Source organism: Hydrogenophaga sp. (assembly GCF_022844385.1).
Classification (GTDB): domain Bacteria; phylum Pseudomonadota; class Gammaproteobacteria; order Burkholderiales; family Burkholderiaceae_C; genus Hydrogenophaga.
Window position 1 is genome coordinate 1 of sequence record NZ_JALHLX010000095.1, and the last position, 13,810, is coordinate 13,810.

14 protein-coding genes are annotated in these 13,810 nt (G+C 64.6%); 10 read left to right on the forward strand and 4 right to left on the reverse strand.

What is annotated here, in order from left to right; translation table 11 throughout:
• The 3 genes from Q0C59_RS14360 to Q0C59_RS14370 all read left to right on the forward strand — a co-directional run.
• A partial coding sequence (locus Q0C59_RS14360; protein WP_291216589.1) for a biotin/lipoyl-containing protein occupies window positions 1-1,461 on the forward strand: 1,461 nt, incomplete at its 5' end.
• Window positions 1,462-1,625: 164 nt separating this feature from the next.
• Complete coding sequence (locus tag Q0C59_RS14365) at window positions 1,626-2,141, forward strand: class I SAM-dependent methyltransferase (protein WP_291216591.1); 516 nt, start codon at window positions 1,626-1,628, stop codon at window positions 2,139-2,141.
• A 3-nt stretch (window positions 2,142-2,144) separates the two neighbouring features.
• Complete coding sequence (locus tag Q0C59_RS14370) at window positions 2,145-2,645, forward strand: VOC family protein (protein WP_291216593.1); 501 nt, start codon at window positions 2,145-2,147, stop codon at window positions 2,643-2,645.
• Window positions 2,646-2,660: 15 nt separating this feature from the next.
• Here the strand turns inward: Q0C59_RS14370 and Q0C59_RS14375 are convergent, their stop codons facing one another.
• Complete coding sequence (locus Q0C59_RS14375) at window positions 2,661-3,047, reverse strand: cupin domain-containing protein (RefSeq protein WP_291216594.1); 387 nt, start codon at window positions 3,045-3,047, stop codon at window positions 2,661-2,663.
• A 155-nt stretch (window positions 3,048-3,202) separates the two neighbouring features.
• Here Q0C59_RS14375 and Q0C59_RS14380 point away from each other — a divergent pair, with 155 nt between their 5' ends.
• Together Q0C59_RS14380 and Q0C59_RS14385 are read left to right on the forward strand one after the other, a co-directional pair.
• Window positions 3,203-3,493, forward strand: a complete 291-nt coding sequence (locus Q0C59_RS14380) for a hypothetical protein (protein ID WP_291216596.1) — start codon at window positions 3,203-3,205, stop codon at window positions 3,491-3,493.
• Window positions 3,494-3,565: 72 nt separating this feature from the next.
• Window positions 3,566-5,086: a methyl-accepting chemotaxis protein gene (locus Q0C59_RS14385; RefSeq protein ID WP_291216598.1), complete on the forward strand. Its 1,521-nt coding sequence runs from the start codon at window positions 3,566-3,568 to the stop codon at window positions 5,084-5,086.
• A 1-nt stretch (window position 5,087) separates the two neighbouring features.
• Here Q0C59_RS14385 and rsxB read toward each other — a convergent pair whose 3' ends face one another.
• Window positions 5,088-5,744: an electron transport complex subunit RsxB gene (gene rsxB / locus Q0C59_RS14390; protein WP_291216601.1), complete on the reverse strand. Its 657-nt coding sequence runs from the start codon at window positions 5,742-5,744 to the stop codon at window positions 5,088-5,090.
• A gap of 52 nt (window positions 5,745-5,796) precedes the next feature.
• Entirely contained in the window at window positions 5,797-7,293 is a 1,497-nt protein-coding gene (locus tag Q0C59_RS14395; protein WP_291216603.1) for a polyhydroxyalkanoate depolymerase, read from the reverse strand.
• A 160-nt stretch (window positions 7,294-7,453) separates the two neighbouring features.
• Here Q0C59_RS14395 and ygiD point away from each other — a divergent pair, with 160 nt between their 5' ends.
• Window positions 7,454-8,308, forward strand: coding sequence for a 4,5-DOPA dioxygenase extradiol (gene ygiD / locus Q0C59_RS14400; protein ID WP_291216605.1), 855 nt, complete (start codon window positions 7,454-7,456; stop codon window positions 8,306-8,308).
• 54 nt (window positions 8,309-8,362) lie between these two features.
• On the opposite strand, the gene Q0C59_RS14405 is transcribed toward ygiD, so the two are convergent.
• Complete coding sequence (locus Q0C59_RS14405; RefSeq protein WP_291216607.1) at window positions 8,363-9,559, reverse strand: amino acid aminotransferase; 1,197 nt, start codon at window positions 9,557-9,559, stop codon at window positions 8,363-8,365.
• A 254-nt stretch (window positions 9,560-9,813) separates the two neighbouring features.
• Here Q0C59_RS14405 and Q0C59_RS14410 point away from each other — a divergent pair, with 254 nt between their 5' ends.
• The 4 genes from Q0C59_RS14410 to Q0C59_RS14425 all read left to right on the forward strand — a co-directional run.
• Window positions 9,814-10,449, forward strand: coding sequence for an XrtA/PEP-CTERM system exopolysaccharide export protein (locus Q0C59_RS14410; protein WP_291216609.1), 636 nt, complete (start codon window positions 9,814-9,816; stop codon window positions 10,447-10,449).
• Between the two features lie 81 nt (window positions 10,450-10,530).
• Window positions 10,531-12,090, forward strand: a complete 1,560-nt coding sequence (locus Q0C59_RS14415; RefSeq protein ID WP_291216611.1) for an XrtA system polysaccharide chain length determinant — start codon at window positions 10,531-10,533, stop codon at window positions 12,088-12,090.
• Between the two features lie 15 nt (window positions 12,091-12,105).
• Window positions 12,106-13,077, forward strand: a complete 972-nt coding sequence (locus Q0C59_RS14420) for an XrtA-associated tyrosine autokinase (protein ID WP_291216613.1) — start codon at window positions 12,106-12,108, stop codon at window positions 13,075-13,077.
• A gap of 23 nt (window positions 13,078-13,100) precedes the next feature.
• Window positions 13,101-13,810, forward strand: a 710-nt coding sequence (locus Q0C59_RS14425; protein WP_291216614.1) for a TIGR03016 family PEP-CTERM system-associated outer membrane protein, incomplete at its 3' end; no start/stop codon positions are given.

Consider the following 13,810-nt stretch of genomic DNA (forward strand, 5'->3'; position numbering starts at 1 on the left):
ATCTTCATCGAGAAATTCGTGCAGGAGCCGCGTCACATCGAGATTCAGGTGCTGGGCGATTCCCATGGCAACGTGATCTACCTGAACGAGCGTGAGTGCTCGATCCAGCGCCGCCACCAGAAGGTGATCGAGGAGGCGCCGTCGCCCTTCATTTCAGATGCCACGCGCAAGGCCATGGGCGAGCAGGCCGTGGCGCTGGCCAAGGCGGTGAAGTACCAGAGCGCGGGCACGGTGGAGTTCGTGGTCGGCAAGGACCAGGACTTCTATTTCCTGGAGATGAACACCCGCCTGCAGGTGGAGCACCCGGTGACCGAGTGCATCACCGGGCTCGATCTGGTGGAACTGATGATCCGTGTGGCGGCCGGCGAGAAGCTGCCGCTGACGCAGGCCGATGTGAAGCGCGAGGGTTGGGCGATTGAATGCCGCATCAACGCGGAAGATCCGTTCCGCAATTTTCTGCCCAGCACCGGGCGCCTGGTGCGTTTCGCGCCGCCTGCGCAGAGCATGTGGCAGGCGAACACGGAGGCGCTCTACGGCGTGCGCGTGGACACCGGCGTGCAGGACGGCGGTGAGATCCCGATGTTCTACGACTCGATGATCGCCAAGCTGATCGTGCACGGCAAAGACCGCGCGGAGGCCATCGCCAAGATGCGCGAAGCGCTCAACGGATTCGTGATCCGGGGTATCAGCAGCAACATTCCGTTCCAGGCCGCGCTGCTGGCGCACCCGAAGTTTGTGGCGGGCGACTTCAACACCGGCTTCATCGCCGAGCACTACGGCCACGGCTTCCGCGCTGAAGATGTGCCACACGACGATGCCGACTTTCTGGTGGCGCTGGCAGCCTTTGTCCGCCGCAAATCGCGCGAGCGTGCAGCTGGCTTGACCGGACAGCTGCCTGGCTACGGCGTGAAGGTGGGCCACGACTTCAGCGTGATCGTGCTGGGCTCCACGGGCGAGCATCTCTACAAGGCGGTGCATGTGGACGAGGTGGTGGGCCAGCTCGGATCGGCTGTGGTGACCGTGGCCGGCAACCGCTACGCCATCAGCAGTCCCTCGCGTCTCAACGACATCTGCATCACCGGTGAATGCAATGGTCAGCCCTTCACCGCGCAGATCGAACGCGGCACGCCGCGCAATCCGCTGGCGCTGGTGGTGCAGCACAACGGCACGCGCATCGAGACCATGGTGGTCTCACCGCGCATGGCCGAGCTGCACGCACTCATGCCGTTCAAGGCCCCGGCCGACATGAGCCGGTACGTGCTCTCGCCCATGCCGGGTCTGCTGGTGGATGTGGCGGTGCAGGTTGGCCAGAAGGTGCAGGCGGGCGAACGCGTGGCGGTGATCGAGGCCATGAAGATGGAGAACGTGTTGTTCGCCGCGGCCGATGGCGTGGTGGGCAAGGTGCTGGCCGCCAAGGGTGAATCGCTGGTGGTGGATCAGCCGATCGTCGAGTTCGAGTGAGCCTCGAATTGGCAGGTGCCCCACAGACGGCTGGGTTTGAATTGCGCTACCCTGTCGCTCACCACGGCTTTGAAGGGTTCGGTATGCGGCACGGTCTGGCTTTTGCTCTGGGGTACCTGCGTCATCCAAGGCGCGTTGGGGCCATTGCTCCGGCATCAAAAGCCTTGGCGCAAGCCATCCTCCACGAGGTCATGCGCGCCGCCCCCAACACGCTGATCGAAGTGGGTGCCGGTACCGGGGCCATCACCCGGGCCTTGCTGCCTGCGCTCGCGCAAGCGGATCGTTTCATGGTGATCGAACGCGATCCCGGTTTTGCGCAGTTGCTGCGCAGAGCTTTTCCCGACCTGGAGGTGCTCAACCATTGCGCCACCCGGCTCGACACGCTGGACATCGAAAAACACAGCCCGGTCACGGTGGTGTCGTCCCTGCCCCTGCTGTCGATGACACGCGACGAGGCACACGGCTGCATCGACGCCATGGTGGCCCTGATCGAGGGCCGCCCTGGTTCGCGGCTCATCCAGTACACCTACGCGTCGCCCCACCTGCGTCCGTTCAAGGACATCCCGGTGGGTTGGCGCTGGCGCCGCGCCGCGTCCATCTGGGCCAACCTGCCGCCCGCCACTGTGTGGACGCTGGAGCAGGCCAGCCATCCTTCGCATACCCACAACGGTTTTCACTGACACATGAGCACTTCGGCCACTTCGCCCCGTCCCTTCAAGGTGCTGGGCATCCAGCAGATCGCCATCGGCGGACCCGACAAACAGCGCTTGCAGAAACTCTGGGTCGACATGCTCGGCCTGGAAATCACCGGTACCTTCCGCAGCGAGCGGGAGAACGTGGATGAGGACATCTGCGCCATCGGCAGCGGTCCGTTCAAGGTCGAGGTCGATCTGATGCAGCCGCTGGACCCCGACAAGAAGCCCGCGGTGCACACCACGCCCCTGAACCACATCGGCCTCTGGATCGACGACCTGCCCACTGCGGTGGACTGGTTGACGGCCCAGGGCGTGCGTTTTGCACCGGGCGGCATTCGCAAAGGCGCTGCAGGTTTCGACATCACCTTCCTGCACCCCAAGGCCAACGACGAATTCCCGATCGCGGGCGAGGGCGTGCTGATCGAACTGGTGCAGGCGCCGCCCGAGGTGGTCAGCGCGTTTGCCCGGCTCTCCTCACAGCCAGGCTGAGCCTCGCCGGAGCCATCACTCCGCGATCATGTAGGTCTTGGTGAGCGGCTCCAGCACCTCGAACTCGCCGGCAAAACCTGGCGGTATGTAGAGGCCCTCGCCGGAGCCCACTTCTTCAAACCCGCCGAACGCGTCGTGCACGCGGCACCGGCCCAGCAACACGGTGAAGAGCTCGCGCTCGGTCTCGCCCATGGCAATGCGCCAGCGACCCGGCTCGCAGCGCCACACGCCGCAAAACACTTGCCCGGCCGGCAAGGCGGCATCGACCCGGTTCCAGGTTTCGCGCAGCGGGTTGCCACGCACCAGGCGCTCGGGTTTGGGGTGGTCGAGGTCGGGTGTGCCGGCGGGCTGGGCGGTGAGCTTGATCAGGCGGGGAGCCGGGGTGAGGGTGGGGGTGTTCATGGCGGAATTGTGCCGCGACCGTCCGCAGAAACACCGAGCAAACCGGGTTTTTGGCCGTTGTTCCGGGGAATACCCAAAGCTCGTGCGGCCTACGCTTGAGGTGTTCTGGGGCCACTTGTCTGCGCGCCAGGACACACACCTTCCAGGAGCTCACCATGAGCACGGTCCCCACACAGCAAACGCCAGCCACTGCAAATTCTCCGGCAGGTCGCCGCGCGCCCGACGCTGCTCAGCTCTGGCCCCACGACCTGCTTGAAGCGTTCTGTCTGCGCATGTCAAGCCAGGGCATGTGTGTGAGCCGCGCACTGATGCAGCACGACCGGCGCTACGGCCTGGAGCAGCTCACGCACGCCCACAACATGGCCGACGACGCGCTGCGCGTGATGGCGGTGCAACTGTTTCGGCACTTTGAAGCCCGCCAGTCGGGGATTACCCGCCCCCATTGAAGTCGCGGAGCGTCTCAAGCCGGTGCCGTTCTGGCCGATAGAGAAGAAACCCCACAGAGGAGACACACGCGCATGTCCGGCATTCATCCCCTATCTCCCGGCGTTTGGCTGATGCGGCGCTTGCGCCTGCGCGGCAAGTTGCTGCTGCTGGCCGTGGCTTCGTTGTTGCCGCAGGCGTTCATCTGGGTGGTCTCCGGGCCGCCCTCGGTCAGCACCTGGGTGCTGGGTATCGAGCTCGGTGGCGCGGCGGTGCTGGTTTACCTCATGCTCAGTTTCTATGCCAGCTTCATGAGCGACTTCCGCCAGGTGCTTGCCAGCATGGAGCAAACCGCCTCAGGCAACCTGCGCACCGTGCTCAAGGCCAGCGGGAGCGATGAACTCGCCGACCTCACCCGCCTGCTCGACCGCATGGTCGGCAACCTCTCGTCCATGGTGGCCGAGGTGCGCAGCAATTCGGCCCTGGTGGCCCACGCCGGCAAAAGCCTGGCCACCGGCAACCGCGACCTGGCCGACCGCACCGAACAACAAGCCGCCAACCTGGAGCAGACCGCAGCCAGCGTGCACGAGCTCTCCAGCACGGTGCAGCAAAACGCCAAGACGGCCGGCGACTCCGATCAGCAGGCCGCGCAGGTGCGCGACGTGGCCGAGTCGGGCGCGCAGTCGATGGGGCGTGCGGTCGAGTCCGTGGAAGGCATTCAGAAGAGCGCCCAGCAGATGAACGAGATCATCGGCGTGATCGACAGTCTCGCGTTCCAGACCAACATCCTTGCGCTCAACGCCGCGGTGGAAGCCGCGCGCGCGGGCGAGCAGGGCAGGGGCTTTGCCGTGGTGGCCGCCGAGGTGCGTTCGCTGGCGCAGCGTTCGGCTGCTTCCGCCAAAGAGATCCGCCAGCTCATCGTGGCCTCGGGCCAGCAGGTGGAGGCCAGCGTGAAACAGATCCGCACCGCGGGCAGCAGCATCCAGCAGATTGCCAACGGTGTGCGCGGAGTGGCGGCCAACATGTCGCTGATCTCGGCTTCCAGCGCGGAGCAAAGCACCGGCCTGAGCGAAATCTCGTCGGCTGTTTCTCAGCTGGACGAGATCACCCAGCGCAATGCGCAGATGGTGGAGCGCGCCGTGGCGCAGGCCGACCAGCTGGAGCAGCGTGCCGCGCACCTGTCCAAGGCGGTGTCGTCGTTCATGCTGCAGCAGGGCACGGCCGAAGAGGCCATGCAACTGGTGGACAAGGCGCAAGCCATGCGTCAGCAGCGCGGCCGCGACGCTTTTGTGCGCGAGATCACCACACCCGCCAACAACTTCTTTGATCGTGACATGTACGTCTTCGCACTTGACCACACGGGTGTTTACCGGTCATTTGGTGGCAAGCCCGAGAAGGTCGGCAGCCGCGTGCAGGACATCCCCGGCATCGACGGCCAGGCGCTGCTCAACGCCATCGTGTCGCAGGCCGAAGCCGGCCCGGGCTGGGTGGAATACAACATCGGCAACCCGGCCAATGGCAGCATCCAGGCCAAGATGTCGTATGTGGTGAAGATCGACGATCTGTACGTGGGGTGCGGCGTCTACAAGACCGCTGCTGCGCGTCAGGCAGCCTGATTCAGGCGCCGGTGCGCCGGGCGCGTGAGCGGGCCAGCGCGGCTTCAATCACGGCGCGCTTTTTGTCCAGCAGGACCTCGTCCGTGATTTGTGAGTGCGCGGCCAGGTCGGACAGCTTTTCCTGTGCCTTGGCTTCCAGCCGGTTGTCGTGCTCGTGCTTCTCGCGCGCCAGCCGCGCCTGCCTGGCCTCGTAGCGCTCTTTGCCCTGGCGTGCCTGCTCGGCTGTCCAGGCCTGCCAGCCGGTGCGCTCGCCACTCACGACTTCCAGTGAAATGCAGTCCACCGGACACACCGGCAAACACAGCTCGCAGCCGGTGCAGACCGGTTCAATCACGGTGTGCATGCGTTTGTTGCTGCCCACGATCGCATCGGTCGGACAGACCTTGATGCACAGCGTGCAGCCGATGCACCAGTCTTCGTCGATCACCGCCACCGTCACCGGGCCTTCAATGCCGTTGTGGGGATTCAGGGATGTGGCGGGCTGGCCAGTGATGGCGGCCAGCCGGGCGATGCCTTCAGTGCCACCGGGTGGACACTGGTTGATCGGGGCGTTGCCCTCGGCAATCGCCAGCGCGTAGCTCGCGCAGTCGGGGTAGCCGCAGCGCGTGCACTGGGTTTGCGGCAGGGCGGCGTCGATGCGCCGGGCGAGATCATTCATGCCGGCCAATATACCGGCGCCAGAGCAGGCGCCGGGGACAGGGTGAAACCGCTCAGGCGGTCGCGGTGCGTGGCTTTGGCTTGCGCGCGGCAGGTGCCTTGGCTGCAGGTTTCGCTGCGGGCTTGGCCGCGGCCTTCGCCGCCACGGTCTTCACAGCAGGTTTGGCCCGTGCTTTCGTTGGCGCTTTGACCACCGCTTTGGCCGCAGCCTGTGCCGGCACCTGTGCAGCGACCTTCTCCAGCCTGGGCTCTGCAGCTCGGGTCTCGGCCGGTTCTGCCACCACGGTGGGCTGATGCACCTTCAGGAACGCCTTCACCACGGGATGCACAAACTCGCGCCAGCGGCGGCCACTGAAGATGCCGTAATGGCCCGCGCCGGCTGCTTCGTAGTGCATGCGGTGCGTCTTGGGAATGCCGGTGCACAAGTCGTGCGCAGCCGCGGTCTGGCCGGAACCCGAGATATCGTCCAGTTCACCTTCGATGGTGAGCAGGGCGGTGTGCTGGATGTCTTGCGGACGCACACGCTCCAGCTGGCCTTGCGGGTTCTTCACGTCCCAGGTGCCGTTGACCAGCTTGAAGTCCTGGAACACCGTGTCGATGGTTTCGAGGTAGTAGTCGGCGTCCATGTCGAGCACGGCGTTGTACTCGTCGTAGAACTTGCGGTGGCTCTCGGCGCTTTCGTTGTCGCCCTTGATCAGGTCTTTGAAGTAGTCGTAATGGCTCGACGCGTGGCGGTCGGGGTTCATGGCCACGAAGCCGGTGTGCTGCAGGAAGCCCGGGTACACGCGACGGCCCGCGCCGGGGAAGTTGTCCGGCACGCGGTAGATCACGTTGTTCTCGAACCAGCTGTGGGCGCGCTGGGTGGCCAGGTTGTTCACCGAGGTGGGCGATTTGCGGGCATCGATCGGGCCGCCCATCATCGTCATCGACAACGGCGTCATCTCACCGCGGCTGGCCATGAGTGACACAGCAGCCAGCACGGGCACGGTGGGCTGGCAGACGCTGACCACGTGGCAGTTGCCGTAGCCTTTTTGCAGGTGACGAATGAACTCCTGCACATAGTTCACATAGTCGTCGAGGTGGAACTCACCGTCGGACAGCGGCACCAGTCGGGCGTTTTTCCAGTCGGTGATGTAGACCTTGTGGTCCTTGAGCATGGTGCGCACGGTGTCGCGCAGCAGCGTGGCGTAGTGGCCCGAGAGGGGTGCGACGATCAGCACCACCGGCTCGCCCTTGAGCTTGGCCAGCGTGTTGGTGTCGTCAGAGAAGCGCTTGAAGCGGCGCAGTTCACAGAACGGCTTGTCGATCTCGATGCGCTCGTGGACCGCGACTTCAATGCCGTCGATGTCCACCGTGTGAATGCCGAACACCGGCTTTTCATAGTCCTTGCCCAGGCGGTGCATCAGGTCGTAGCCGGCCGAGATGCGCTGGGCAATCGGCAACTGCGCAAGCGGCAGGGAAGGGTTGGTGAACAGCTTGGCGGCGACTTCGGCCAGGTCTGAAAACGGCTCCATCATGGAGCGCTGGGTTTCGTAAATCTGGTAGAGCATGGGTGTCCGGCTTCGTTATGTTGCAGTGCAATATATCAGCATGCGCCAAGGAGCGTTAGCGTGATAACACCTAATTTACAGGGGCATCTGTCACCTTCGTGAAAGAATCCTGACCACCGATTTCCACCGCCGGCCAGACGGCGAAGACCCGCTTCACCCCATGACAGACACATCTCCACTCGCCGCATCCCCCTGGAGCGACCTGCCCGCCACCGAGCGCATGCCCGTGCTGTTCGTGGGCCACGGCAGTCCCATGAACGCGATTGAGGACAACCGCTGGCGCCAGCGCTGGCAGGCACTGGGCGCTGAACTGCTGGCACGGGAGCAGCCGCCACGGCTGATTCTGTGCATTTCCGCCCACTGGCTCACGCCGGGCTGGCAGCTCACCGCCATGGACAAGCCTCGCACCATTCACGACTTTGGCGGCTTCCCTCAGGAACTGTTCGACCAGCAATACCCGGCACCGGGCTCGCCGCAGGCTGCCCGCTTCATAAGTCAGTGCGTGTTGCACCCCGTCTCCCGCCAGCCGCTGGTGCTGGACGAAGCCGACTGGGGCCTCGACCACGGCGCCTGGTCCATCCTCAAGCCCATGTTTCCGAACGCGGACATCCCGGTCATCCAGCTCAGCATGGACTACAGCCGGCCCGCCGCCGAGCATTTCGTCATCGGCCAGCAGCTGGCCCAACTGCGCGAGCGCGGTGTGCTCATCGTCGGCAGCGGCAACACGGTCCACAACCTGCGCACCATGCGCCGCGATGCCGCAGACAACCAGGCCTACGACTGGGCGATCGAGTTTGATCGCATCACGGCCGAACACATCGCACAAAAGCGCCTGACGTCGTTGTGTGATTTCCAGCAGTTGGGTGCGGTGGCCCAGATGGCGCATCCCACCTGGGAGCACTACCTGCCGCTGCTGTACGCGGCAGGCGCCGTGCATGCGGACGACGAGCCGCGCTTTTTCAATGAAGGCTTCCAGGGCGCTTCGATCTCCATGCGCTCAATCATCTGGGAATGATCCAACGACAAAGGGCCGCTCGAAAGCGGCCCCCTGTCGCTCACGCAAGGCGGGTCAAACGACCTTGGCGATCGACTGGCAGACGTAGTCGATGTTCTTGCTGTTGAGCGCAGCCACGCACATGCGGCCGGTGTCGGTGCCGTACACGCCGAACTCGCTGCGCAGGCGCACCATCTGGTCCTTGTTCAGGCCGGAATAGCTGAACATGCCGATCTGGCTGGTGATGAAGCCCATGTCCTGCTTCACGCCGGCGGCCTTCAGGCCGTCCACCAGTTTCTGGCGCATGGCCTTGATGCGCACGCGCATTTCGCCCAGTTCCTTCTCCCACAGTGCACGCAGCTCGGGGTTGTTGAGCACGGCGGCCACCACCGCGCCGCCGTGGATGGGCGGGTTGGAATAGTTCGTGCGGATGGCGATCTTGAGCTGCGACAGCACGCGGGAGGCTTCTTCTGCGCTGTCGCACAGCACCGACAATGCGCCCACGCGCTCGCCGTAGAGGCTGAAGCTCTTGGAGAACGAGGTGGACACGAAAAACACCAGACCGGCGGCCACGAACTTGGCGATCACGGCGCCGTCTTCGGCAATGCCGTGGCCAAAGCCCTGGTAGGCCATGTCCAGGAACGGGGTGAGGCTGCGCGCCTTGACCACGGCAATCACCTGGTCCCATTGCGCGGCGGTGATGTCGTAGCCGGTGGGGTTGTGGCAGCAGGCGTGCAGCACAACGATGGTGCCCGGCGCAGCGGCGTTCAGGCTGGCCAGCATGCCGTCGAAGTTGACGCCGCGCTTGTCAGCGTCGTAGTAAGCGTAGCTGCCCACGGTGAAGCCGGCGTTGGTGAAGAGCGCGCGGTGGTTTTCCCAGCTCGGGTCGCTGATCAACACGGTGGCTTCCGGGTTGAGGCGCTTGAGGAAGTCAGCGCCGATCTTCAGGCCGCCCGTGCCGCCGATGGCCTGCACGGTGGCCACCCGGCCGGACTTCACGGGCTCCGAATCCACACCGAACACCAGGCCTTTGACCGCAGCGTCGTAGGCGGCGATACCGTCGATGGGCAAATAGCCACGCGCGGTGGGCTTCTCCATCATGGTCTTCTCGGCGCTTTGCACACACTGCAGCAGCGGCAGCTTGCCGTTGTCGTCGAAATACACACCCACACCCAGGTTCACTTTGTTGGGGTTGGCGTCGGCGGCAAATTGTTCATTCAGACCCAGAATCGGGTCGCGCGGCGCCATTTCGACGGCGGTGAAGAGAGACATGCTGAGGTTCCTGAGGGTTGGTGGACGGGGCAACCCGGCATTTTAGTCGGCGGGTCTGTGCAGGCATGCGGCGAGGGCGTCCGTTGGTGCGGCAGCGCGCATAAGGAAAACTAAATCTCCTGTAGTGTGCGACCCTCCTCACTTTGGGTACTTCGTCACACTTTGCGGGTAGTCATGCCGTGGGGGTGTGCGGTATATTCAAAAAGACCGTTAACTTTTATTAACATTTGACCGTGCTTTTGAGGACCAGGACCATGCAAAACCATACTTCAGAACTCATCCGCACCCTGGCTCGCGGAACCGCCTTGGCGGCCTTGGTGTTGGGCGTGGTGGGTTGTGCAACCCAGAGCGCCAGCCCGCCGGCGCCGACCACGGCAGCCAGCGCCGCCTACGAATACAAGGTCGGCCCGGGCGACACCCTGAACATCAATGTCTGGCGCAACCCCGAGTTGTCTTCCACCGTCCCGGTGCGCCCCGACGGCAAGGTCTCCACCCCGCTGGTGGACGAGCTGGTTGCACAAGGCAAGACGCCCACGGAGATCGCGCGTGATGTGGAAAAAGCGCTCGGAAAATTCGTGCGCGACCCGGTCGTGACCGTCATCGTCACCAACTTCGTGGGTCCTTACAGCGAGCAGATCCGTGTGGTGGGCGAAGCCGCCAAGCCCCAGTTCCTGCCCTACAAGCAGAAGATGACGGTCATGGACGTGATGATTGCCGTGGGCGGCCTCACCGAGTTTGCCGACGGCAACAAGGCCACCATCATCCGGGCCAGCGAGAGCAACAAACGCTACAGCGTGCGCCTGCAAGACCTGGTCAAGCGCGGCGACATCTCCGCCAATGTTGAAATGCTGCCCGGCGACATCCTGATCATCCCCCAGGGCTGGTTCTGATCCCGAGCCTCTGGCACTGACCACCGCTGCCTGGCGCACGGTGGTTTTCTTTCCTTTTTGCTGTCACCCACAGTTGCTTGCATGCAAGACCTCATTGATCAAATAACGACCTTCTTGCGGGGGATGTGGAAGTACCGCCGCCTCGGCGTGCTGGTCGCCTGGCTGGTGGCCGCTGCAACGGCCACCGTCATCTTCATGATGCCCGACCGCTACGAAGCCTCGGCGCGCGTGTATGTGGACACCCAGTCCATCTTGCGACCGCTCATGTCGGGCCTGGCGGTGCAACCCAACATCGAACAGCAGGTCACCATGCTCAGCCGCACCCTGATCAGCCGGCCGACCGTGGAAAAGCTCATCCGCATGGCCGACCTGGACCTGAGCGCCAAGACCAAGGAGCAACAGGAAGAGCTCATCACCCAGGTGACAGAGTCGCTGGCCATCCGCTCCACCGGCCGCGACAACCTCTACACCCTGTCCTACCGCGGCGAAAGCCCCGACAAGGCGCTGCGTGTCGTGCAGTCGCTGATGACGATTTTTGTGGAGTCCAGCCTGGGCGACTCCAAGTCCGATTCGGACACGGCGCGCCGCTTCATTGAAGACCAGATCAAGAACTACGAGGTCCGCCTGACGGAAGCCGAAACGCGACTCAAGGACTTCCGCCTGCGCAACCTGGATCTTCAGACCCAGGGTGGCATGGACATGGCCGGGCGCATGACGGAGATCGTCAACACCCTGAACCAGGCCAAGCTTGAACTGCGCGAAGCCGAAAGCGCCCGCGAGGCTGCGCGGCGCCAGCTCGACCAGGCGCGCGCCGCGCAGCGCGCCACGCCAGCCGCCGGTGGTGGGCCCTCGTTTGCAACGCCCGAACTCGATGCCCGCATCGACCCGCTCAAACGCAACCTTGACGGCCTGCTGCAGCGCTACACCGAGCAGCATCCCGATGTGGTCAACACGCGGCGCCTGATCAAGGAACTGGAAGAGCAGAAGCGCAAGGAAGTGGCCGAGCTGCAGCGCGTAGCTGCGGCCAACCCAGGTCAGCCGACGATGGAAACCAACCCCGCCCTGTTCGAGCTTTCGCGCATCAACTCTGCGGCCGAAGTGCAGGTGGCTTCGCTGCGCGCCCGCGTGGCCGAGTTCGAGTCACGCGCCAACCGCGCCCGTGAACTGATGCGCGCTGCTCCGCAGATCGAGGCCGAGCAAGCCCAGCTCAACCGCGACTACGAAATCAACCGCAAGAACTACGAAGACCTGGTGGCGCGGCGCGAGTCCATCACCATGAGCGGCGAGCTGGAAAGCGCCTCCAGCCTGGCCGACTTCCGCGTGATCGATCCACCGCGCGCCGAGCCGAAACCGGTGGCGCCCAACCGCATCCTGCTGATGCCGCTGGCCCTGCTGGCCGCCCTGGCCGCCGGCCTGGGATTCACCTTCCTGATGAGCCAGGTGCGGCCGGTGTTCTTTGATGCGAATTCGCTGCGCTCGGCCACCGACATGCCTTTGCTGGGCGTGGTCACGCTGGTCAAGCACGACGCCATGCGTCAGCGTGAACGCCGCAGCTTCATGCGTTTTGCCGTGTCCGTGTTGGCCCTGGTGGTCGTGTTTGTGATTGGTATTGCGGTGATGTCTTACCGCGCCGGTCTTTGAAGGTGAGTGCCCATCATGTCCAGTCTCATTGAAAAGGCCGCCCAACGACTCGAGCAGTTGCGCCAGGCAGGTGCCGACATTCCGGCCGACCTGCCCGCGCCAGTTGCCGTGCCCGACAAAGCCCCGGTGGCGCCCGTCGTTGCAGCCACGCCGACACGCGCGGCGCCGTCCCAGGCCCACGCTCCCGACGGCATCCAGTCGAAGGTGGTGCAGATGGACCTGGAGACGCTGCGCGTGGCCGGATTCGTCACGCCCAACGCCCCACGTTCGCCCATCGCCGACCAGTTCCGCGTGATCAAGCGCCCGCTGCTGGCCAACGCCACCGGCAAGGGCGCCGCGCCCGTGCCCAACGGCAACCTGATCATGGTCACCAGTGCCATGCCCGGCGAGGGCAAGAGCTTCACCGCCATCAACCTGGCCATGAGCATCGCCATGGAGCTGGACTACCGCGTGCTGCTGGTGGATGCCGACGTGGCCCGGCCCTCCTTGCGCCAGGCGCTGGGGTTGGCGGCCAGCCCAGGCTTGCTGGACCTGCTGATCGACAGGAAGACCCAGATGTCGGACGTTCTGCTGCGCACCAACGTCGACAAACTCAGTGTCCTGCTCAGTGGCACGCCCCATCCCCGTGCCACCGAATTGCTGGCCAGCGACGCCATGACATCGCTGATTGAAGAGATGGGCCAGCGCTACCCCGACCGCATCATCATTTTTGATTCGCCGCCCTTGCTGCTGACGACCGAAGCACGGGTGCTGGCGACCCACATGGGCCAGATCATCGTGGTGGTGCAGGCAGAGAAAACGCTGCAATCCCAGGTGCAGCACGCCATGACCACCATCGAAGCCTGCCCGGTCAAGCTGATGCTGCTCAACCAGGCCCGCGGTGGTGACCAGGACGCCTATGGTTATGGCTACGGATATGGCTATGGCTACGGACAAACCGCCAGCCAGGCCGCCGACGCCAATGTGCCGGTGGCTGCGGCAACATGAATCGCAGCACCAGGACGGACCCCGTGAAGACCCGTCGCTCTCCAGTGCCCACTGTGCTCGCGCAGCGCTCTGCGGCGTTCGCACTCGGTGCCTTGGCCGCCGCCGCCCTGGGCACCGTGGCACATGCGCAGGACAGCACCAGCGCCGTGGATGCGCCAGGCCCCAAGCCCTCGGTCTGGATCGAACGCCGGGTCACGGTGGGTCAGACCTTGTCCACCAACGGCAACCTCTCCAGCAGCAACGCACGCAGCGAGCTGACCACCGAGGTCACGCCCGGCATTCGTGCGGTGTTCAACACGCCCCGCGTGCAGGGTTTCGTGGATTACTCGCTGAGCGCGCTGTACTACGCGCAAGGCACATCGGGCAACCAGTTTCGCAACGCGCTCAACGCCAGCGCCAAGGTCAACGCCTGGGACAACCGGGCGTTCATCGACCTGTCGGGCGTGGTGTCCAACCAGGCCATCTCGGCCTTTGGCCCGCAGTCCGTCAACGGCCGCTCCGACACCAACCAGTCCGAGACCGCCAGCTTCCGTTTCTCGCCCTACCTGCGCGGCAGCTTCCTGGGCGACACCGACTACGAATTGCGCTACAGCCTGCAGACCGCAGACACGGACACCGCCACCAGGTCCGACATCACCGATCAGTCGGTCTCGGTGCGGCTGGGCAGCCGCCCCGCGGGACAGATGCTGGGCTGGTCGTTCAATGCCTCGGCGGGCGCCACCGACTACAGCCG

What these genes read in the sequence shown, in the direction of transcription:
- Q0C59_RS14370 (WP_291216593.1), top strand. Translation starts at nt 2,145, where the DNA reads ATGAGCACTTCGGCCACTTCGCCCCGTCCCTTCAAGGTGCTGGGCATC.
- Q0C59_RS14375 (WP_291216594.1), bottom strand. Translation starts at nt 3,047, where the DNA reads ATGAACACCCCCACCCTCACCCCGGCTCCCCGCCTGATCAAGCTCACC.
- Q0C59_RS14380 (WP_291216596.1), top strand. Translation starts at nt 3,203, where the DNA reads ATGAGCACGGTCCCCACACAGCAAACGCCAGCCACTGCAAATTCTCCG.
- Q0C59_RS14385 (WP_291216598.1), top strand. Translation starts at nt 3,566, where the DNA reads ATGTCCGGCATTCATCCCCTATCTCCCGGCGTTTGGCTGATGCGGCGC.
- rsxB (WP_291216601.1), bottom strand. Translation starts at nt 5,744, where the DNA reads ATGAATGATCTCGCCCGGCGCATCGACGCCGCCCTGCCGCAAACCCAG.
- Q0C59_RS14395 (WP_291216603.1), bottom strand. Translation starts at nt 7,293, where the DNA reads ATGCTCTACCAGATTTACGAAACCCAGCGCTCCATGATGGAGCCGTTT.
- ygiD (WP_291216605.1), top strand. Translation starts at nt 7,454, where the DNA reads ATGACAGACACATCTCCACTCGCCGCATCCCCCTGGAGCGACCTGCCC.
- Q0C59_RS14405 (WP_291216607.1), bottom strand. Translation starts at nt 9,559, where the DNA reads ATGTCTCTCTTCACCGCCGTCGAAATGGCGCCGCGCGACCCGATTCTG.
- Q0C59_RS14410 (WP_291216609.1), top strand. Translation starts at nt 9,814, where the DNA reads ATGCAAAACCATACTTCAGAACTCATCCGCACCCTGGCTCGCGGAACC.
- Q0C59_RS14415 (WP_291216611.1), top strand. Translation starts at nt 10,531, where the DNA reads ATGCAAGACCTCATTGATCAAATAACGACCTTCTTGCGGGGGATGTGG.
- Q0C59_RS14420 (WP_291216613.1), top strand. Translation starts at nt 12,106, where the DNA reads ATGTCCAGTCTCATTGAAAAGGCCGCCCAACGACTCGAGCAGTTGCGC.